Genomic DNA, 18,589 nt, shown 5'->3' with positions numbered 1-18,589 from the left:
CCCCGGCAGAGTCCGGTGTCACGATCAGCACATCGCGTGACGATCAGCACATGTTCTGGCCTGAGCCGTGTGCTGATCGTCGCATCGTGTGCTGCTCGCGACACCGCCCACCGCCCGCGGCGATGCGCCGCGGCGGCTGACGAGCGCCGGACCCGCCCGCGGATCCGCGCCCGTGCGCCAGGCTCAGCTGCCGAGACCGTCGTCGAACACCTGGAGCGCCGACGTGTCGTTCGTCGCGTCGGTGCGCGCGAGGCGCTTGCCGCGGAAGAACTCGGGCGACGCCTTCGCCTGCACGAACATGAGGATCACGCCGAGCCCGAGCACGGTCACGCCGATGATGCCGACCAACCCCACACCGCCGATGTTGCTGCCGGACCCCGCTTCCGGATCCATGGCGTCGATCGTCGTCTTGACGAAGACGATGAGTAGCAGGATCCCGCCGATGCCGGGCAGCACGATCTTCATGAGGATCGACCCGAAGCCCTCGCGGAACGCCGACTTGCGGAAGTACCAGGGGCTCGCGAGCGCGGTGACGCCGTAGTAGAAGCAGACCATCATGCCGAGCGCGGTGATCGTGTCCCACAGGACGTCCTCGCTGATGAAGCGCATCACGGCGTAGAACACCGAGGCGACGATCGACGAGAGCAGCAGCGCCACGTGTGGCGACTTGTACTTCGGGTGCACCTTCTTCAGCGACGGAGGCAGCGCCCCGTAGTGCGACATTGCGAGCAGGGTGCGCGCGGGCGAGATGGCCGTCGAGTTGATCGACGCCATCGCGCTGACGAGGATCGCGAGGGAGAGCAGGATCGCCGCCGGTCCCATGACCGGGTGGGCGAGCGCGGCGAAGACGTTCTCGATGATGTCGGGGTTGCCGAGGCCGGTCGGGCCGTCGCCGAGGCCCGCGAAGGCGACCGTCGCGGTCGCGGTGCCGACGTAGAGGACCACGAGGATCGCGACGAGGATCATCGCCGCCTTGCTCTCGGTCGAGAGGCGTCCCTTCGAGGGCTTGGTCTCCTCACCCATGGTGAGCACCGTGTCCCAGCCCCAGTAGACGAAGATCGACACCGCGATGCCGGCGGCGAAGGCGCTGAAGCTCGACACCTCGAACGGGTTGAACCAGCTCAGCTCCGGAAGCTTCGCCTCCTTGTTGGCCGGGTCGGCGGCGCCCACGAACATCGCGACGACGAACCACACCATGACGGCCATCTGGAAGATCACGGTGATGTACTGGAACACCTTGGTCGAGGTCATGCCCCGGTACGAGATGAGCGTCGCGAGCGCCATGAACGCGAGGCACACGGCGATGTTGATGAACTTGTTCGCCGCGAGATCCGCGATCGACGGATCCCCGACGAGGATGCTGATCGACTGGAACAGGAACTCCACGGCGATGCCCGCGAGATTCGACAGCACGAGCACGGTCGCGGCGATGAGGCCCCAGCCGGCCATCCACCCGATCCACGGCCCGAACGCCCGGGTCGCCCAGGTGAACGACGTGCCGGAGTCGGGCATCGCCGAGTTCAGGGCACGGTAGCCGAGCGCCACGAGCAGCATGGGGATGAAGCCCATGAGGAAGATCGCGGGGGTCTGGTACCCCACCTCGCTCGCCGCCGGTCCGACGGCGGCGGTCAGCGTGTACGCCGGCGCACAGGTCGAGATCCCGATCACGAGTGCGCCGAGCACGCCGACCGTGCCGGTCGGCAGGCCCTTCTTGCTGATGCCGGTCACCGAATCGAGCGTCCGCGTCGCCGGATCCGGCGCTCCCTGGTCATACTTCACACTCATGCGAGTCCTGCTTCCTGCGCTCCGTCGCGCACCCCAAGTCGGCACGATGCACTGACGGTGCCGCCCCCCGATTCTATGCTTCGGCTGAATCCGGCGTCACGGGGTGCGGGATCCCGTCGCCTCCTTCGGGGTCACGATCTGCACAGCGTGCGACGATCTGCACAGGTTTCGACCGGATCCCGTGTGCTGATCGTCACGACCTGTGCTGATCGTCACGCCCCGCCGGAACCAGAACCCGGGCGCCCGTCGCACCCGCACGCATCGGCTCGACCGGGGGCCGAACCCGGCGGATCCGGATCCCCCGCCGCCGGTAGACTGGATCCTGCCCCGCCTCCCCTCGCTCCAGGAGCCCGCGTGACCACCCCGAACACCCCCACCACCCACGTCCCCGACTCCGTCGCCAACGCCGCGGCGACGCCGGAGAAGGAGCAGCCGTACGCGGCGCTCGGCCTCAAGGACGACGAGTACGCGCGGATCCGGGAGATCCTGGGCCGCCGCCCCACGAGCGGCGAGCTGGCAATGTACTCCGTGATGTGGAGCGAGCACTGCTCCTACAAGTCGAGCAAGAACTACCTGCGCCGGTTCGGGCAGAAGGTCTCGGACGAGATGAAGAAGCGCCTCATGGTCGGCATGGGGCAGAACGCGGGCGTCATCGACGTCGGCGAGGGATGGGCCGTCACGTTCAAGGCCGAGTCGCACAACCACCCCTCCTTCATCGAGCCGTTCCAGGGCGCCGCGACCGGCGTCGGCGGCATCGTGCGCGACATCATCTCGATGGGCGCCCGCCCGGTCGCCGTGATGGACGCGCTGCGCTTCGGCGCGATCGACGACCCCGACACGGCCCGCGTCGTGCACGGAGTCACCGCCGGCATCAGCTTCTACGGCAACTGCCTCGGCCTGCCGAACATCGGCGGCGAGACCGTGTTCGACGCGGTCTATCAGGCGAACCCGCTCGTGAACGCGCTCGCGGTGGGCGTGCTGCGCCACGAGGACCTCAAGCTCGCGAACGCCACCGGCGTCGGCAACAAGGTCGTGCTCTTCGGCGCCCGCACCGGCGGCGACGGCATCGGCGGGGCATCGATCCTCGCCTCCGACTCCTTCGATTCGACCGGCCCGACCAAGCGCCCGGCCGTGCAGGTCGGCGACCCGTTCGCCGAGAAGGTGCTCATCGAGTGCTGCCTCGAGCTCTACCGCGAAGAGCTCGTCGAGGCGATCCAGGACCTCGGCGCCGCGGGCATCTCCTGCGCCACCTCCGAACTGGCCGCGAACGGCAACTCCGGCATGCACGTGTCTCTCGACAACGTGCTGCTGCGCGACCCCACCCTGACCGCTGAGGAGATCCTCATGTCGGAGTCGCAGGAGCGCATGATGGCGATCGTCGCCCCGGAGAAGCTCGACGCGTTCCTCGCCGTCGTGAACAAGTGGGACGTCGAGACCTCGGTCCTCGGCGAGGTCACCGGCGACGGCCGCCTCATCATCGACTGGCAGGGCGAGCGCATCGTCGACGTGGATCCCTCCACGGTCGCCGTGGACGGCCCCGTCTACGACCGCCCCGTCGCCTACCCGAGCTGGATCGACGCGCTGCAGGCCGATGCGGCCGAGCTGCTCCCCCGCGACAACGACCCGGAGGCGCTGAAGCAGCAGTTCCTGGCACTGCTGGAGAGCCCGAACCTCGCCGACACCCGCTGGATCACCAACCAGTACGACTACTACGTGCTCGGCAACACCGCCCTCGCCTTCCCCGACGACGCCGGCATGATCCGCGTCGACGAGGAGTCGGGGCTCGGCGTCTCGATCTCGACCGACGCGAACGGCCGCTACAGCCAGCTCGACCCCTACGCGGGTGCGCAGCTGGCGCTGGCCGAGGCCTACCGCAACGTCGCCGTCACCGGCGCCGAGCCCACCGCCATCACCGACTGCCTGAACTTCGGATCCCCGGAGAACCCCGAGGTCATGTGGCAGTTCGGCCAGACCGTCGACGGCCTCGCCGACGGCTGCTTCGAGCTCGGCACCCCGGTCACCGGCGGCAACGTCTCGTTCTACAACCAGACCGGCGACGTGCCCATCCACCCGACCCCGCTCGTCGGCGTGCTCGGCATCATCGACGACGTGTCCCGCCGGATCCCGTCCGGCTGGCAGGACGAAGGCCAGAACATCTACCTGCTCGGCACCACCTCGACCGAGCTCTCCGGATCCGCCTGGGCCGACGTCATCCACGGCCACCTCGGCGGCCTGCCGCCCAAGGTCGACCTCGCCGGCGAGAAGCGCCTGGCGGGCCTGATCGGCGCGGCGCGCGACGAGTGGCTGATCTCCTCGGCCCACGACCTGAGCGAGGGCGGCCTCGGCCAGGCCCTCGCCGAGGGCGTCATGCGCTTCGGCGTCGGCGCCCGCGTGTGGCTGACCGAGCTCATGGAGCGCGACGGCGTGGACGCGGCGACCGCGCTCTTCTCCGAGTCGGCCGGCCGCGTGATCGTGACCGTGCCGCGCGAGGACGACGTGAAGTTCCAGGGTCTGTGCGAGGGCCGGGGCTACCCGGTGCTGCGCATCGGCGTGACGGACAGCGCCCCGCAGCTCGAGGTGCAGGACGTCTTCACGATCTCCGTCGACGAGCTGCGCGCCACGGCTCAGGCGACCCTGCCGGCCGCGTTCGGTCCGACCGTCACGGAGCCGGTCGGCGCCTGACGGCCCGCGAGGACGCTCATGAACAGCACTCCCGAGGAGACCGAAGACCTCTCGATCTACAGCGCACGGCGGCAGCGCCGGATCCGCATCACGGCCTGGGTCGTGATCGTCGCCCTCATCCTGGTCGGCGGCGGATCCACCGTGCTCACGGTGCTGCTGGGCTGAGCCCGTCGGCGCCGCTCACCGGGCACCGCGCCTCGGCACCGCTCACTGGGCACCGCGCCTCGGGCGCCGTTCTGCAGGGAGGCTCGGTCGTTCTGCAGGGAGGCCTCGCCCTTCGGCCGGGCGTCCGAGCCAGAAACAGGGGGGCCGCGGGCGGATCCGGTTCGCTCCCGGCAGACCCCACCCTGCAGAACAGCACCGGGTCCCTGCAGAACGTCCTCCCCGCGCCGGCGACGAGGGCGGCATCGCCGGCCGAGGTCGCGCCGGCGCCGAGGGCCGCGACCGCCCGCACGGGGTAGGTTCGAGATCATGCGACCCGACCGAGCGGTGACCCTGCAGGACATCGCCGACCGGCTCGGCGTGTCCCGCTCGACCGCGTCGTTCGCGATCACGGGACGCGGACGCGTATCGGAGGAGACGCGCCGCCGGGTGCACGAGGTCGCCCAGGAGCTCGGCTACCGGCCCAACACCGTCGCCCGTCATCTCAAGGGATCGCGGACCGGCATGCTCGCCCTGCGCCTGCCCCCGGACAGCACCACGATGTCGTACTACATGGAGGCGACCTTCGGGATCGTCGAGGAGGCGAACCGCGCCGGCATGACGGTCGTCATGCTGCCCACCGAGCAGAGCGCCGACCGCGCCGACCAGCTCGTCGCCGATGCGGTGATCCTGCTCGACCCGGATCTCAACGACCCCGGCGTGCACGCGCTGCTCGCCGGGCGCCTTCCGGTGGTCACCGGCGAGCCGACCCCGGACGGCCTCCCGGAGCCCCGCGCCTGGGTCACCAGCGAGCACGCGCCCGCGGTGCACGCGCTCATGGACCACCTCCTCGAACGCGGCATGCGCCGGCCCGCGATGCTCTTCCCCGAGCTGCGCGGCTACTGGGCCCTCACCGTGCGCGACGCCTTCGAGGACTGGTGCGCCGACCACGGCATCCGCCCCCGCATCACCGAGCTGGAGCACCCCGCCCCGCCGGAGGTCATCCACGCCGCCGTCTCGGAGCTCGTCGCCGCGGACGACGAGGATCCGGTCGATGCGATCGTGACGGTCTCCGACGGCACCGTGCTCAGCGTCGTCACCAGCGCCCAGCAGCTCGGCCGGTCGGTGGGCGAAGACCTGCTCGTCGCCGCCCTGGTCGACACCGAAGTGCTCTCCCTCACCCGGCCCTCCATCACCGCGATCGACCTGCACCCGCGCGAGTTCGGGCGGCGCTGCACCCTCGCCGCCCTCGCCGTGCTCGACTCCGAGGGCGCCGCCGAGACCGCACCGCGGCACGACGGGCGCCCGCCGAGGCCTACGCCGCACGGGTGCGGCAGTTCGACCATGCCGGCGTTCCGACGGCGACCCATGCGATCGGGGAGCAGGGGATCCGGTTCGTCGCGGAGACGCTCGCCGCGCTGCCGCCCGGCGGCGTCCCCCACCGCATCGAGCACATCGAGTCGGTCGAGGACGACGTCATCGCGCTCATCGGCACGAGCGGCATCGTGGCGAGCATGCAGCCCACGCACTGCACGCACCATGTGCGCGGCGACGGCTCGGACGACTGGTCGCGACGCCTCGGTCCGGAGCGGGCCGCGCGCGCCTGGCTGACCGCCGACGTGCGTCGCAGCGGGGCCGTCCTCGCCCTGGGGTCCGACTGGCCGGTCGCCGCCTTCGATCCGTGGGAGATCATGGCGGACGCGCAGGGGCGCCGCTCCGTGGCGACTCCGGGATCCGCGCCCGTGCGGGCCGATCAGGCGCTCAGCGCCGCCGAGGCCCTGGAGGGGTACACGACGCACGCGCATCGCGCCGCCGGATCCGACGGCGGCCGGCTCGTCCCGGGCGCTCCCGCGGACCTCGTCGTGGTCGACCGCGACCCGCTGACCGTCTCCGCGGAGGAGCTGCTCGAGGCGCGCGTGCTGCTCACCCTCGTCGACGGGCGGCCGACCGGCGGACACTGATGGGCGGACGGCCGGCGGACGCTGACCGGCGGACGCTGACGGGCGGACGTTGACGGTGACCGCTGACGTGCCGCAGACCGGCCGAAGCTGACCGGTGGTCGACCGGCGGACACTGACCGGCGGACGCCGCGCGCCTAGGCTGACGCCATGACCGCCGACACCCGCGCCCTGCTGCAGCGGCTCCATGCCGAGGCCGTGGCGCAGGTCGGCGCGGCCGATGCCGCGCTTCAGGCGCTCCTGCACGACCGGGAGGGATCCCATGACGACGACGAGCACGACCCCGAAGGCGTGACGCTGTCGTCCGAGTGGTCCCGTCTCTCCGGCCTCGCCGACGCCGCGACGGCCAAGCTTCGACAGGTCGAGGACGCGCTCGCCCGCCTGGACGCCGGCGACTACGGCGTCTGCCTGTCGTGCGGCAGGCCGATCCCCGCGGCCCGGCTCGAGGTGCGTCCCTTCGCGGAGCACTGCGTCTCGTGCGCCGAGAGGCTCGGACGCTGACCCGCCCCCGCGTCCGGATCCCGCCCGGATCCTGTCCGGATCCCGCCCGGATCCTGTCCGGATCCCGCTTTGCGGAGTTCTCCGAACTTTTTTGTGACGAATCCGTCCCGGCCACCGTCAATGAGGTGACGTCGCAGAAGGCGGCACGACCGAAGGGGAAGAGCACATGGCGAACGACATCACCACCGGCAAGCAGACCGCGCAGACCGCCACGGGACAGACCGTCGCCGGGCAGACCGGCAAGACCACGATCGAGGACGCGGTCGTCGCGAAGATCGCCGGCATCGCGGCCCGTGAGGTCCCCGGCGTGCACGCGCTCGGCGGCGGGGCCGCCCGGGTGGTGGGCGCCATCCGTGACGCGCTGAACTCCACCGATCTCGCCCAGGGCATCGGCGTCGAGGTCGGCGAGCGCCAGGTCGCCGTCGACGTCACGCTCGTCGCGGAGTACCCGGTCTCCCTGCAGGACCTGGCGTCCTCGGTCCGCACGGCCGTCTACACCGCGATGCAGGAGCTCGTGGGCCTGGAGGTCACCGAGGTCAACGTCACCGTGAACGACGTGCACATCCCGTCCGACGACGAGGACGACGAGGCGCAGGAGGCGCGAGTCCGGTGAACGCGAGCATCATCGGCGCCGCCGTGGGGGCGGCGCTGGCGCTGACCTGGGTCGCCTTCGGCTTCTGGGCCTTCCTGTTCGTCGGTCTCGCGATGCTCGCGGGCGTCGGGATCGCCCGGCTCGTCCGCGGCGACATCGACCTGCACGGACTGGTCCAGGCGCTGCGCGGGCGACGCACCTCGTCATGAGCGCGGGGGCGGCGTCCGCGCCGGCACCGGTCCAGCGCGGACGCACGATCCTCACGGCCCGTGCGCTGCACCGCCTCGGGGTGGGCATCGTCGCGGACGCGTCCGGTGCGGATCCCCGCGAGATCGCGCTGCGCTGGACCGACGCGAACGGAGGGCTGCACGCCGCCGTGACGCTGCCGCTGGCGGTGCGCGACGAGCGAGGGCGCACGCTCGAGGAGCGGGGGGCCGAGCTGCGGTCCTCCCTGGTGGGCGGCATGCGGGAACGGGCGGGGCGACGGGTGAACGGAGTGGATCTGCGATTCTCCGGCGTGCGCCGCGAGAAGACGAGGAGAGTGCGATGAACGAGCGGGAGAGGACCGTGGGCCGGCGCCTGTTGCGCCGTGAGCTCCGTGCCGCGCGTACGACCCCCGCGGTCGTCGTCGCCGTGGTGCTGCTGGCGGCCGCCGCCGCGCTGGCCGTCCTGGCCGTGTGGGCCGGGGTCGACGCGACGGCCGCATCGACGATCGACACCGGCGCCGCGGGTGTGCGGACGGCCTGGGCCGAACCGTCGTGGCGCGCAGCGATCGCCGCGGGGGCGGCGGTCGTGGGCCTCGTGCTCGTGGTCCTCGCCCTCGCGCCCGGGCATCGCCGCCGGCACGGACGCGCGGCGGAGCGGGTGGAGCTCGTCGTCGACGACGGCCTGCTGGCCGACGCCGCGGCCCACGCCGTCGCCGAGCGCTGTGCGCTTCCGGCGTCCCAGGTGTCGGCGACCGTGACCGCGCGCCGGGTGCTCGTGCGCATCCGCCCCGTGAGCGGCGTGCCCGTCGACCGGACGGGTGCGGCCGACGCCGCGGGGCGCGCACTGGGCCGACTGGGCTTCACGGCCCGGCCCGTCGTGACGGTCGCGGCAGAGGGGATCGTCGCATGATCTCCTCGACCAGGATCCTGAACCGCGCGCTGCTGCTGCTGGCCGGCCTGGCCGCGCTCGTCGGCGCCGTGCTCGCGGCCCGTCCGCTCCTGCCGGCCGCGCTCGTCACCCCGTGGTGGCAGCCCGCACTGCACCTGATGGACGACGCGGCGGAGGCCGTGGGGTCGTGGCGGATCGCCCTGCCCGGCGGATCCCTGAACGGGACGCAGATCGCGGTCGTGGGCCTCGGCCTCCTCCTCGTGGTCGCGCTGCTCGCGTTCCTCGGGACGCGTCGCCGTCGCCGCGCCCGCACGGTGCTGCGGTTCGCAGACGACGCGGGCAGCACGGCCGTCGACGAGACGATCGCGGACGCGGTGCTCACGGATCCGCTCCGCCGGCGCGCCGACGTGCTCTCCACGCGCACGCGGGCGTACCGCGTCGCGGGAGCGACGGCCCTGCGGGTCTCGGTCGTCCCGCGCTCCGGTGCGGACCTGACCGCGCTGCTGACGGAGGCGCAGAGCGCTGTGGCCGAGTGGGACGCACTGAGCGGCGCGCGGGCGCCGATCGTCGTGCACCTCGCGGACCGGGGCGGTTTCGATCGGCTCCGCTCCTCCGTCCGAGCACGATGAGCACCCGCGCACAGAGACCATCACGCACAAAGACATCACGACGACCGGCGCCGGACGCGCCGGGTTGAGGAAAGGAACGAGCATGAGTCTGAAGGACAAGGCCGAGGCGAAGGGCCAGCAGATCGCCGGCAAGGCGGAGGAGGCCCTGGGAGAGGCCGCCGGAAACGACGAGATCGCCGATCGCGGCCGTGAGCACCAGGCGGAGGGGCGCGTGAAGGAGGCGGTCGAGGACGTCAAGGAGACGGTCGCGGACGCCGCGGAGAAGGTCAAGGACGCGGCGCAGGACGTCGCGGACAAGGCGGGCCGGTTCTTCAAGAAGTGACCGGCGTCGCCCCGGCCGGAGCCGGCGAACCGAACGAAGAACCGGGGGTCCCTCGGCTTCCTCGTCGTCGGACGGCATCGGGACGCGTGACACGTCGACGCCGTTCCCGCCTCCGCGCGGGACAGCAGGCGATCATGGGGTCCGTGCTGCGGCGCGGCCCCCATGATCGCGACAGGAACGACCGCCTCGAAGGGAGAGTGATCCATGACCGGCCATGAGGGGAGACCGGCCCTCGACGACGCGGACGACCGCACCATCGCGGGTCGCGCCTCCGACGGGGACGTGGAGGCGTTCGCCGTGCTCGTGCGGCGCTGCACCCCGCTCCTGCGCGCCTATGCGCGCCGGATCCTCAGCGGGACCGCGAGCGTGGACGACATCGTCCAGGACAGCTTCATCACGGCATGGCAGCGCCTGCCGGAGCTGGACGACCCGGGACGGGTGCGCGGCTGGCTCATGCGGATCGTCAGCAGGAACGCGATCGACGAGGTCCGCGCCACGCGACCGCACCTGGACCTGGACGGCGTGGAGGGCCTCGAGCTGCCCTCCCGCCCCGGCGACGGCCCCGCGCAGCGCACCGAGCGGCGGGCCGAGCTGACCGCGCTCGCCGACGCGCTGCAGGAGCTGCCCGACGCCCAGCGCGAGTGCTGGGTGCTGCGCGAGATCGGCGGCTGCTCGTACGACGAGATCGCCGAGCAGCTGGAACAGCCGGTGAGCACGGTGCGCGGCCTGCTCGCCCGCGCACGCAAGCACATCATCGTGCGGATGGAGGAGTGGCGATGACCCGCGACGACAGCACAGGATCGCATCCCCTCGGCTTCGAGCCCGAGGATCTCGACGGCCACACCATGGACGAGCTGGCCGACTACCTCGACGCCGGCCGCCGGCCCGCCGACCCCTCGATCGACGCCTCGCCGGGGTGCCGGATCGCCCTCGACGCGCTCGAACGGCTGCGCCGCCTCGGCCCCGCGCTCCTCGACCGGGACACCGCGGCCGAGCCGCAGGCGGACGAGAGCTGGGTCGCCTCGATCATCGGCGGCATCGCCCGCGACGCCCGGGCGGGACGCCGCATCCCCTTCCCGGTCTCCGAGCCGGAGGACGACCTCGGCATCACGGAGGGCGCCGTGCGCGGACTCGTGCGCTCGGCCGGCGACGCGATCCCCGGCGTCCTCATCGGCCGGTGCCGCCTCGACGGCGACGTGACCGTGCCCGGATCCCCGATCCGGATCGAGGCGGAGGTCAGCGTCCCTTACGGCCGGCCCCTCGCCCCCCTGGCCGAGCGCCTGCGCGCCGAGATCGGCGATCGGCTGCGCGGTCACACCGAGCTGAACATCACCGAGGTCGACATCATCGTGCACGATGTGAGAGACCTGCCGACGGGCGGAGGCGACGAGCGATGACCGAAGACGAAGCCGCCGAGCTGGCGGCGCGCATCGAGCGCGACCTGCTCGCCGAGCCCGGGGTGGCCGTGCTGTACCCCGCGTCCGGCGGCGTCCTGCTGCGCGAGGCGGCGGCGAAGCTCGTCGGCGCCGACGACACGGGCCCGCGCGTCGTGGTCCGCACGGGCGAGCCGGTGCAGGTCGACGTCTCCCTCGGCGTCGACCGCAGCCGCCCGGCCGGCGAGACCGCCCGTGCGGCGCAGCGCATCATCCGGAGCACCGCGTCCGCCGCCGTGCGGATCCGCGTCACGGTCGCCCATGTGGATGCCTCCCCCTCCGCCGGAGCTGACACCCCTCACCCGAGGTGACGATCAGCACGCGCTGTCACGATCGGCACACGAACCGCCGGTGCCGCCTGTGCTGATCGTCGCATCGTGTGCCGATCGCGACAGCGCGGGCGGCGTCGAGCACCGTGACGGACCACCAGAATGGATCCATGACCGCCGACGCCGACGTCCTCGCCCGCGCCCTCGCTGCCGACGCCCCGCTCACCTGGGTGCTGACCGGCGACTCCATCACGCACGGGCTCGTGCACACCCAGGGCGGGCGCACCTACGCCGAGCACCTGCACGAGGTCGTGCGCGGTGAGCTCGGCCGCGTGCACGACGCACTCATCGACACGGCGATCAGCGGCTGGCGGATCGTGCAGCTGCTCGACGACTTCGACCGCCGGGTCGCGACGTGGCGCCCGCAGGTCGTGACGGTCATGATCGGCACGAACGACTGCTCCGACGAGGGCGTGTTCCCGGTGATCTCGCCCGCGGAGTTCGCCGCCTCGCTCACCGCGTTCGTACGCCGGGTGCGCACGCTCGGCGCGATCCCGGTGCTGCTGACGCCGCCCGCCGTCGACGTGCCGAACGCCCCCGAACGCGGCCGGATCGCGGAGTTCGCGCAGGCGACGCGCGACGTCGCCGCGGCCGAGGACGCGATCCTCGTCGACGTGTTCGCCCGCTTCGCCGCCCTCGGCAACGGCGGTGTGCCGTGGGGGCTGATGAACGACCCGTTCCACCCCAACGCCACCGGCCACGCCGCCCTCGCCCTCGAGCTCGTCGCCGTGCTCGGGCTGGATCCGGTCGACTCGCGCGTGCTGCCGAAGCTGCGCGCCGACGTCGCCGCGGGCCGGCTGAACCCCTAGGCCGCGTGCGCCGTCGCGGAGGGTCGACGGGAGGCGGATCTGACGAGACCGCTGAGACCCGGCGTCCGTCGATGACGGCGCGGATCCGAGCGGCATAGGCTGAGGGCATCATGGATCCTCTGCAGCAGGTCCTCCAGTGGCTCGGCCACTATTGGTGGATCATCTTCCCCGTCATGGGCATCGCCGGCGGAATCGCGCGACGGTGGGAGATCGGCGCTCGCCGCCGGCACGAGCGCCGCATGGAGACCCTGCGCCTCAAGGGCGAACTCAAGGCCGCACAGTTCGCCGCCCGGGGCGGCGTCGCCCCGCAGCTGTCGCCGCGCCGGGCCGCCGCACAGCAGGAGAACTCCGCGAAGGAGCTGCTGCAGCGGCTGTTCGCCGAGCACGACGAGATCACCGTGCGCTGGCTGGACTATGAGCTCGACGTCGCCAAGATGATCGCGTTCCCCGCGATGAGCGACGGTCGTCAGCCGCTGACGGCGGCATTCCTGCGCGCAAAGAAGACCGCCGACGCCCTGCGCCCCTCGTCCGCGGACGCCAAGGTCACCGAGCAGCAGGTCTCCGAGTACCTCGACGCGGTCGGCGCCTACGCGGTCGCCTTCGAGGTCGCGGAGAAGGACGCGCGGCGCCTGCGCGACTCCACCTTCACCGACGACGAGCGCAAGCGTCTCGAACGCGCCCAGCACATGCTGAAGGTCGCCGTCGATCAGTCGGCGACTCCGGCTGAGCGCCAGGCGGCCTATCGACGCGTTCGCGAGGAGCTCGACGGGCTCATCGACCTCTCCGACGCCGCGGTGGAGAACCTCGAGAAGAAGGTGGCTCTGCAGCTCGAACAGGGCCATGCCGCAGCCCCCGCCGCCTCGGCCGAGGGGACCGCGACGGAACCGGTCGCGCACGAGGCTCCCGCCCCGCTCCCGGAACCGCTGCCGGTGCGGGAGCCGCGCACGGATCCGCTCCGGCAGGCCGCCCCGCTGCCGCGCCAGGAGCCCTGAGCCGATGGTGGAGCAGGCCCCGCTGCGCGTCGGCCTCATCGGCGCCGGCGGGATCGCCGCCGCGCACCTCGATGCCTGGCAGGCGGTCGGCGCCGACTGCGTGATCTCGTCGCGGTCCCGGCCCGAGGCGCTCGCGGCGCGGTTCGGCGTGGCGATCGCCGAGGACGCCGAGGCGCTCATCGACCGCGTCGACGTCGTGGGGATCCTGACCCCCACTCCCACGCACCTCGATCTGGCCCTGCGCGCGATCGCCCGCGGCCGCCACGTCGTGTGCGAGAAGCCGCTCGCGACGAGCGCCGCCACGGCCCGGACGATCGCCGATGCCGCGGCCGACGCCGGGGTGCGGCTGTTCCCCGCGCATGTGGTGCGCTACTTCGCGGCGTACCGGCGGATCCAGGAGCAGGTCGCCGCCGGGACGATCGGAGCGCTGCGCTCGCTGCGGCTGAGCCGTGCCGGCGCGGGTCCGACCACGGCGTGGTTCTACGACGAGGGCGCGGGCGGAGGTCTCATCCGGGACCTGCTCATCCACGACATCGACCAGGCGCTGTGGCTCGCCGGCCCCGTGGCGTCCGTGGTCGCCCGGCAGGATCCGCCAAGCGTCGACGGCCGCCTGTCAGCTCCGGTGACGGCGTCCGTCGAGCTGCGCCATGGAACCGGGGTGACGACCCGGATCGACGGCGGCTGGCTGGGCGAGGGCGCGCCCTTCCGGACCACGATCGAGGCGACGGGGTCGGCCGGGGTGCTCGCGCACGACAGCGCCGCGGCGGAGGCGCCCGCTCGCGCCGATGCCTCCGGTGCGGACGGCGCCGACGCCGGGTACCTTCCGCCGCAGACGGAGGACCACCCCTACCGCGCCCAGATCGCCGACTTCGCGGAGGCGATCCGCACGGGGCGGCCCGCGCGGGTGACCCCGGCCGACGGCATCGCCGCAGTGGCCGTGGTGGACGCGGCCTACGCGTCGATCGCCGCGGGCGGCGCCGCCGTGCCCGTCCCGGCGTAGGTCGGAGCCGCGGTCAGGGCATTCATCGGGTGCGGTAGCCGAACCACCACGAGCCGTCCGACGCGAAGCAAGGGGCGACGATCTTCGTCCACGATGAGGTGTAGGTCCGCTGAACCGTCTTGCACTTCTCCTGTGTCGCGTACGGCCCCATCTCGATGAAGGAGCCCGCGTTCGCCGGGATGACCGTCCCGAGCACGAGCGCGCCCGACAGCGCACCCGCGAGAACCAGCTTCCTGCCGAGTCCGAGCTTCTTCATGATCTCCTCCGATCGTCCGGGCGGACGCGTTCCACGTCCTGCGCCGAGCCTCCCGCATGGCGTCCGCGCCGCCAATGGGGAGAACTCCCCATCCTCATCGGCGGCACCGCGCGTTCCCGGATCCGGGCGCAGCGCGGGAGCGGATCCCGCGCTGCGCCCGTGCCGCGTGCGCTCAGGGCTGCGGGTAGTAGGCCTTGCTGCCGACGGGGCCGTCGATCGTGAAGGATCCGTTCTTGTAGATCACCTTCGTCACGCCGAGGTTGGGCACGCCGGCCGGCGGCATCGTCGGGGCGGCGCCCGTCGTGTCGCGCATGTCCGGGGCGCCCGCGAAGCACGAGATCGAGAGGCCGCTGGAGACGACGAACACGGTCTTGTCGTTCTTGTTCACGGCCTTGGTGGCGATCTCGGTGAGGGCGTCGGTCATGCGCGCGTCGACGTCCGAGCAGTCCTCGGCCGGCAGACCCAGCTCCGGGGCGTCGGCGACGGCCTTGATCGCCGTCATCATCCCGTACAGGCCGTGCTGGGCGATCGCGATGCCCTGCATCGTCTGCCACCCGCCGTTCTGCCCGTTGGCGTCGGCCGGGGCGAGCGGGGCCGCGTCATGGTCGATCGTGTAGCCGAGATGCTCGGTCGCGGCCGTCCACAGCTCCTTGTTCTCCTTGCCCTCGTACTTGCCGAAGTTCACCTCGCGCAGCCGGGCGTCCTGGGTCACGGTCAGCTTCGACTGCCCCGCGCCCTCCAGCGCATAGGTCGCGGTCTCGAAGTGCCGCTTCCCGTCGGCCGAGTAGGCGGCGGCGAACCGGCCGACGGCGGCGGCGAGGTTCTTTCCCACGGCGGCGGCGAGCGGACGCCCCTCGTCGAGCTTGCCGACCGGCGCCGTCGCGATCGGCTTCGTGCCGACGAGCAGCGGCGAGTCCGACCAGCCCTGCACCGTGTCGGTCTGGTTCAGGATGGTGCGGCCGTGCCGGGTCAGGTAGATCGTGACGACGCGGTCCGGCTTGCTGTTGCCGGCTCCGACGGCGGTCGACGGCTGCGCGGCCGCTGCCGAGACGGCCGTGAGGGTGGTCGCCGCGAGCAGCGCGGCGGTGACGGCCGCGGTGCGGATGATGCTCTTCTTCATTCTTCTTCTCCTTGAGGGTGGAGGATCCGGGCGCGACGGTGCACCCGGATCCCGTTCGGGGGTCTTGCGCGGATCGGCGGCTCAGAGCGCGAGCGGCGCGCTCACACGGATGTCACGGGATGAGGCTCCGACCCGGATCTCGGCGGTGCCGGCCGCCGGCGCCCAGCCGTGCGCGTCGACGTCGTAGTAAGAGACGGTCCTCCGGGGGATGCGCACGGTGACGCGCTCGGAGCCGCCGGGGTCCACCCGCACCTTCGCGAACCCGGCGAGCTGCTGCGGCGGCATCGGCACGGGAGCGACGACGTCGCCCGCATAGACCTGGACGACGACCGCCCCCGGGCGCCCGCCGGTGTTGCGCACGGTCACGGTCGCGGTGCCCGCCTCATCGCCGTCCGACGGCACGACGACGAGATCCTCGAACTCCCACGTCGTGTAGCCCAGGCCGTGCCCGAACGGGAAGGCGGGCTCCAGGTCGTGAGCATCGAACGCGCGATACCCGACGAGCACCCCCTCGTCGTAGTGCACCCGGCCGTCCACCCCCGGATAGGTGCGGGCGTCGCGGGCGGGCGTCTGCGAGAGGGCGACCGGAAGGGTCAGCGGCAGCCGTCCGCCGGGCTCCGCAGCACCGGTGAGCACCCGTGCGAGCGCATCGCCCTGCGCCTGCCCCGGATACCACGCCTGCAGCAGCGCGGCCGGGTCCGCTCCCCACCCCGTGACGTCGACGGGCGCACCGGTCATCAGCACGACGACGGTGCGCGGGTTCGCCGCGAGCACCGCGCGGATCAGGTCGTTCTGGCCGCACGGCAGCTGCATGCTCGGGCGGTCGTCGGCTTCCGCCTCATAGCTGCGCACGACGACCACGGCGACGTCGGCGGCGGCCGCGGCCTCGGCCGCGCGCGCCACGTCGGGCGAGAAGACCCCGGCCGGCGGCACCCAGCCGAGCCGCAGCTTCGCCCCGAGCAGGAACCCCTGGGAGGGGTGGTCGGCGGCATAGGACATCCGGATCCCGTAGGCGCGCCCGGCCTGCAGCCGCACGACGACCTCGTCGACCGAGACGTCGGGCTGCCCGCCATCTCCGCCCCAGCCGTACGGGCGGGGCTCGTCCTCGGCGGGGCTCTCGGCGGCCTCGGCCGCCACGAGGTCGATCACGGTGTCCGTGTCGGCGACGACCTCGGCGGATCCCGATGCCGCCACCACCCTGCCGTCGAGCTCGAACGTGTACGAGCCGAGCGTCGTGATGACGAAGCGGTAGGAGCCCGTGACCGGCACCGTCAGGGTTCCGGTGTAGCGCGCCGACATCTGCGCGTTCAGCTCCGTCGGGAGCTTCTCGTACCGGGCCGACGCGGCGTTGAAGCCGGGGAAGTTGTGGAAGCCGTGCATCAGCTCGACCTGGCCGTCGATCCGGGACACCAGCGGTTCGCCGTCGAACGAGGGGTTCGCCCAGTACTCGGCCTGCAGGCCGACCTCGCCCGAGGGCGCGCGGAAGAAGCTCGAGCCGATGGGGTCGGCCCCGGGCAGCAGCGCACCGGGGGTGACCGGATCACTGCCGTGCTCCACGACGATGTCGACCTCGTCGCCGAGCGCGCGACGGAGCCCGTCGAGGGGCGACACGCCACGGGTCGGGTTCACCTGGGAGCTGCCGCCGCCCTGCGCGCTCCAGGCGTCGACGTCGGGGCCGATCAGCGCGACCCGGCGCACGCCGCGAAGCGGCAGGATCCCGTCGTTGCGCAGCAGCACCATGCCGTCCTCGGCGATCGCCTGGGCGACGTCGTGGTGCTGATCGACGGCGAACTCGGCGACCCCCACGGGGTTCTCCGCCTGCCCCAGCCCGATCAGGGGACGCAGGATGTTGCGCACCTTCTCGTCGACGACGGCCTCGCTCACGCGTCCGTCGTGCACCGCGGCCAGCAACTGGCCGCCCCAGAAGCCCTCGTTCGGCTGCTCCTGGTCGAGTCCCGCGTTCGCCGCCTCCGCCGTGGAGTGGTTGGCGCCGTAGTCGCTCATGATCCAGCCCCGGAACCCGAAGTCGTCGCGCAGGATGTCCCGCAGAAGCTGCGGATGCTCGCACGCGTAGTCGCCGTTGAGGCGGTTGAACGAGCCCATCATCGAGGCGACCCCGCCCTCGCGGACGAGCGCCTCGAACGGCGGCAGATACAGCTCGTGCATGGTGCGCTCGTCGATCACCGCGTCGACGCTCGACCGGTGGTCCTCCTGGTTGTTGATCGCGTAGTGCTTGGCGCAGGCCTGCACGCCCTGGTCCTGGATGCCGCGCACGACGGCGACGCCGATCGCCGACTGCAGCAGCGGGTCCTCCCCGAACGACTCGAACGTGCGCCCTCCGACGGGCACCCGGGCGATGTCGACGGCCGGTCCCAGTGAGACGTTGTGGTCGGTCGCCCGGCATTCCACCCCGATGACCGTGCCGTAGGCGGACGCCTGCGCCGGATCCCAGGTGGCGGCGAGAGCGATCGGCGCCGGCAGCGACGTGGCCTTGCCCCCGTGCACGTCGCCCTTGTTGATCCGCACCCCGGCCGGTCCGTCCGCCATCTGGATGTCCGGGATCCCGAGCCGCTGCACTCCTTCGGCGAAGAAGCCGAAGTTCCAGTTCAGGTCGCCCGTGACGAACGCGACCTTCTCCTCGAGCGAGAGCTGCGCGAGGATCCCCTCGACGCGCTCGTCGGTGGCTGCGGAATCCCAGTCGGCGCCGGACTTCTCAGACATGTCACCCTCCATCGGGCCTGGCGCATCGCCTCGTTGCGATGCGCGAATGGCACCGAGTCTGGCGTCAATACCTAAACGAGTCAAGTATTCGATCGCGATGAGTCGAACAATCCCTTAATTGCTTAGGTTTTCGATTCGGCTATGCCAGGATGAGCGCCATGACCGCGCCCCTGCCGTTTCAGGACCCTTCGCTGCCGACTGCCGTGCGGGTGGCTGATCTTCTG

Annotated in this window: 20 protein-coding genes and 1 pseudogene; 17 read left to right on the top strand and 4 right to left on the bottom strand. The window is 72.2% G+C overall.

Features of this window, described 5'->3' with window-relative positions:
* Positions 1-183: 183 nt before the first annotated feature.
* Positions 184-1,785 (bottom strand): APC family permease, encoded by a 1,602-nt coding sequence (locus tag J8G10_RS17620; protein ID WP_251448072.1) that lies wholly within the window; start codon positions 1,783-1,785, stop codon positions 184-186.
* 354 nt (positions 1,786-2,139) lie between these two features.
* Between J8G10_RS17620 and purL the strand changes: the two genes are divergently transcribed.
* From purL to J8G10_RS17535, 17 genes and pseudogenes are all read left to right on the top strand, one after another.
* A complete protein-coding gene (purL, locus tag J8G10_RS17615) occupies positions 2,140-4,467 on the top strand; it encodes a phosphoribosylformylglycinamidine synthase subunit PurL (protein ID WP_251448070.1) in 2,328 nt (775 codons plus the stop codon).
* An 18-nt stretch (positions 4,468-4,485) separates the two neighbouring features.
* The gene (locus J8G10_RS17610; RefSeq protein WP_251448067.1) at positions 4,486-4,632 is read left to right on the top strand and encodes a hypothetical protein; all 147 of its coding nucleotides are present in this window, start codon (positions 4,486-4,488) and stop codon (positions 4,630-4,632) included.
* A 306-nt stretch (positions 4,633-4,938) separates the two neighbouring features.
* Positions 4,939-5,880, top strand: a pseudogene (locus J8G10_RS17605) (LacI family DNA-binding transcriptional regulator); the annotation flags it as partial.
* 56 nt (positions 5,881-5,936) lie between these two features.
* Positions 5,937-6,569: an amidohydrolase family protein gene (locus J8G10_RS17600; protein ID WP_251448064.1), complete on the top strand. Its 633-nt coding sequence runs from the start codon at positions 5,937-5,939 to the stop codon at positions 6,567-6,569.
* A gap of 147 nt (positions 6,570-6,716) precedes the next feature.
* On the top strand, positions 6,717-7,067 hold the full coding sequence (locus J8G10_RS17595; RefSeq protein ID WP_251448061.1) for a TraR/DksA family transcriptional regulator: 351 nt from the start codon (positions 6,717-6,719) through the stop codon (positions 7,065-7,067).
* A 166-nt stretch (positions 7,068-7,233) separates the two neighbouring features.
* Positions 7,234-7,680 (top strand): Asp23/Gls24 family envelope stress response protein, encoded by a 447-nt coding sequence (locus tag J8G10_RS17590; protein ID WP_251448057.1) that lies wholly within the window; start codon positions 7,234-7,236, stop codon positions 7,678-7,680.
* Complete coding sequence (locus J8G10_RS17585; RefSeq protein WP_251448054.1) at positions 7,677-7,868, top strand: hypothetical protein; 192 nt, start codon at positions 7,677-7,679, stop codon at positions 7,866-7,868. Before J8G10_RS17590 ends, J8G10_RS17585 begins: the two co-directional genes overlap by 4 nt.
* Entirely contained in the window at positions 7,865-8,209 is a 345-nt protein-coding gene (locus J8G10_RS17580; RefSeq protein ID WP_251448051.1) for a hypothetical protein, read from the top strand. The genes J8G10_RS17585 and J8G10_RS17580 overlap by 4 nt, the downstream gene beginning before the upstream one ends.
* Complete coding sequence (locus J8G10_RS17575) at positions 8,206-8,775, top strand: hypothetical protein (RefSeq protein ID WP_251448048.1); 570 nt, start codon at positions 8,206-8,208, stop codon at positions 8,773-8,775. The genes J8G10_RS17580 and J8G10_RS17575 overlap by 4 nt, the downstream gene beginning before the upstream one ends.
* The gene (locus J8G10_RS17570) at positions 8,772-9,383 is read left to right on the top strand and encodes a hypothetical protein (RefSeq protein WP_251448045.1); all 612 of its coding nucleotides are present in this window, start codon (positions 8,772-8,774) and stop codon (positions 9,381-9,383) included. Before J8G10_RS17575 ends, J8G10_RS17570 begins: the two co-directional genes overlap by 4 nt.
* 82 nt (positions 9,384-9,465) lie before the next feature.
* On the top strand, positions 9,466-9,705 hold the full coding sequence (locus J8G10_RS17565) for a CsbD family protein (RefSeq protein ID WP_251448042.1): 240 nt from the start codon (positions 9,466-9,468) through the stop codon (positions 9,703-9,705).
* 204 nt (positions 9,706-9,909) lie between these two features.
* A complete protein-coding gene (locus tag J8G10_RS17560) occupies positions 9,910-10,485 on the top strand; it encodes an RNA polymerase sigma factor (protein ID WP_251448039.1) in 576 nt (191 codons plus the stop codon).
* Positions 10,482-11,102 (top strand): Asp23/Gls24 family envelope stress response protein, encoded by a 621-nt coding sequence (locus tag J8G10_RS17555; RefSeq protein ID WP_251448036.1) that lies wholly within the window; start codon positions 10,482-10,484, stop codon positions 11,100-11,102. The genes J8G10_RS17560 and J8G10_RS17555 overlap by 4 nt, the downstream gene beginning before the upstream one ends.
* Complete coding sequence (locus J8G10_RS17550; RefSeq protein ID WP_251448033.1) at positions 11,099-11,449, top strand: hypothetical protein; 351 nt, start codon at positions 11,099-11,101, stop codon at positions 11,447-11,449. Before J8G10_RS17555 ends, J8G10_RS17550 begins: the two co-directional genes overlap by 4 nt.
* 128 nt (positions 11,450-11,577) lie before the next feature.
* Positions 11,578-12,276, top strand: a complete 699-nt coding sequence (locus J8G10_RS17545) for an SGNH/GDSL hydrolase family protein (protein ID WP_251448030.1) — start codon at positions 11,578-11,580, stop codon at positions 12,274-12,276.
* 110 nt (positions 12,277-12,386) lie between these two features.
* Positions 12,387-13,268 (top strand): hypothetical protein, encoded by an 882-nt coding sequence (locus tag J8G10_RS17540; protein ID WP_251448028.1) that lies wholly within the window; start codon positions 12,387-12,389, stop codon positions 13,266-13,268.
* Between the two features lie 4 nt (positions 13,269-13,272).
* Entirely contained in the window at positions 13,273-14,268 is a 996-nt protein-coding gene (locus tag J8G10_RS17535; RefSeq protein WP_251448025.1) for a Gfo/Idh/MocA family protein, read from the top strand.
* Positions 14,269-14,290: 22 nt separating this feature from the next.
* Here J8G10_RS17535 and J8G10_RS17530 read toward each other — a convergent pair whose 3' ends face one another.
* The 3 genes from J8G10_RS17530 to J8G10_RS17520 form a co-directional block, all read right to left on the bottom strand.
* On the bottom strand, positions 14,291-14,524 hold the full coding sequence (locus J8G10_RS17530; protein WP_251448022.1) for a hypothetical protein: 234 nt from the start codon (positions 14,522-14,524) through the stop codon (positions 14,291-14,293).
* Between the two features lie 172 nt (positions 14,525-14,696).
* Positions 14,697-15,644, bottom strand: a complete 948-nt coding sequence (locus J8G10_RS17525) for a histidine phosphatase family protein (RefSeq protein ID WP_251448019.1) — start codon at positions 15,642-15,644, stop codon at positions 14,697-14,699.
* Positions 15,645-15,725: 81 nt separating this feature from the next.
* Entirely contained in the window at positions 15,726-18,365 is a 2,640-nt protein-coding gene (locus J8G10_RS17520) for a glycoside hydrolase family 3 protein (RefSeq protein ID WP_251448017.1), read from the bottom strand.
* Between the last annotated feature and the right edge of the window lie 224 nt (positions 18,366-18,589).

Source organism: Microbacterium sp. USTB-Y (genome assembly GCF_023703415.1).
Taxonomy (GTDB): Bacteria; Actinomycetota; Actinomycetes; order Actinomycetales; family Microbacteriaceae; genus Microbacterium.
The sequence above is the reverse complement of the archived record's forward strand: the minus strand, read 5'-3'. Positions and strand labels throughout refer to the sequence as shown.

What these genes read in the sequence shown, in the direction of transcription:
- J8G10_RS17620 (WP_251448072.1), bottom strand. Translation starts at nt 1,785, where the DNA reads ATGAGTGTGAAGTATGACCAGGGAGCGCCGGATCCGGCGACGCGGACG.
- J8G10_RS17610 (WP_251448067.1), top strand. Translation starts at nt 4,486, where the DNA reads ATGAACAGCACTCCCGAGGAGACCGAAGACCTCTCGATCTACAGCGCA.
- J8G10_RS17595 (WP_251448061.1), top strand. Translation starts at nt 6,717, where the DNA reads ATGACCGCCGACACCCGCGCCCTGCTGCAGCGGCTCCATGCCGAGGCC.
- J8G10_RS17590 (WP_251448057.1), top strand. Translation starts at nt 7,234, where the DNA reads ATGGCGAACGACATCACCACCGGCAAGCAGACCGCGCAGACCGCCACG.
- J8G10_RS17580 (WP_251448051.1), top strand. Translation starts at nt 7,865, where the DNA reads ATGAGCGCGGGGGCGGCGTCCGCGCCGGCACCGGTCCAGCGCGGACGC.
- J8G10_RS17575 (WP_251448048.1), top strand. Translation starts at nt 8,206, where the DNA reads ATGAACGAGCGGGAGAGGACCGTGGGCCGGCGCCTGTTGCGCCGTGAG.
- J8G10_RS17570 (WP_251448045.1), top strand. Translation starts at nt 8,772, where the DNA reads ATGATCTCCTCGACCAGGATCCTGAACCGCGCGCTGCTGCTGCTGGCC.
- J8G10_RS17565 (WP_251448042.1), top strand. Translation starts at nt 9,466, where the DNA reads ATGAGTCTGAAGGACAAGGCCGAGGCGAAGGGCCAGCAGATCGCCGGC.
- J8G10_RS17560 (WP_251448039.1), top strand. Translation starts at nt 9,910, where the DNA reads ATGACCGGCCATGAGGGGAGACCGGCCCTCGACGACGCGGACGACCGC.
- J8G10_RS17555 (WP_251448036.1), top strand. Translation starts at nt 10,482, where the DNA reads ATGACCCGCGACGACAGCACAGGATCGCATCCCCTCGGCTTCGAGCCC.
- J8G10_RS17550 (WP_251448033.1), top strand. Translation starts at nt 11,099, where the DNA reads ATGACCGAAGACGAAGCCGCCGAGCTGGCGGCGCGCATCGAGCGCGAC.
- J8G10_RS17545 (WP_251448030.1), top strand. Translation starts at nt 11,578, where the DNA reads ATGACCGCCGACGCCGACGTCCTCGCCCGCGCCCTCGCTGCCGACGCC.
- J8G10_RS17540 (WP_251448028.1), top strand. Translation starts at nt 12,387, where the DNA reads ATGGATCCTCTGCAGCAGGTCCTCCAGTGGCTCGGCCACTATTGGTGG.
- J8G10_RS17535 (WP_251448025.1), top strand. Translation starts at nt 13,273, where the DNA reads ATGGTGGAGCAGGCCCCGCTGCGCGTCGGCCTCATCGGCGCCGGCGGG.
- J8G10_RS17530 (WP_251448022.1), bottom strand. Translation starts at nt 14,524, where the DNA reads ATGAAGAAGCTCGGACTCGGCAGGAAGCTGGTTCTCGCGGGTGCGCTG.
- J8G10_RS17525 (WP_251448019.1), bottom strand. Translation starts at nt 15,644, where the DNA reads ATGAAGAAGAGCATCATCCGCACCGCGGCCGTCACCGCCGCGCTGCTC.
- J8G10_RS17520 (WP_251448017.1), bottom strand. Translation starts at nt 18,365, where the DNA reads ATGTCTGAGAAGTCCGGCGCCGACTGGGATTCCGCAGCCACCGACGAG.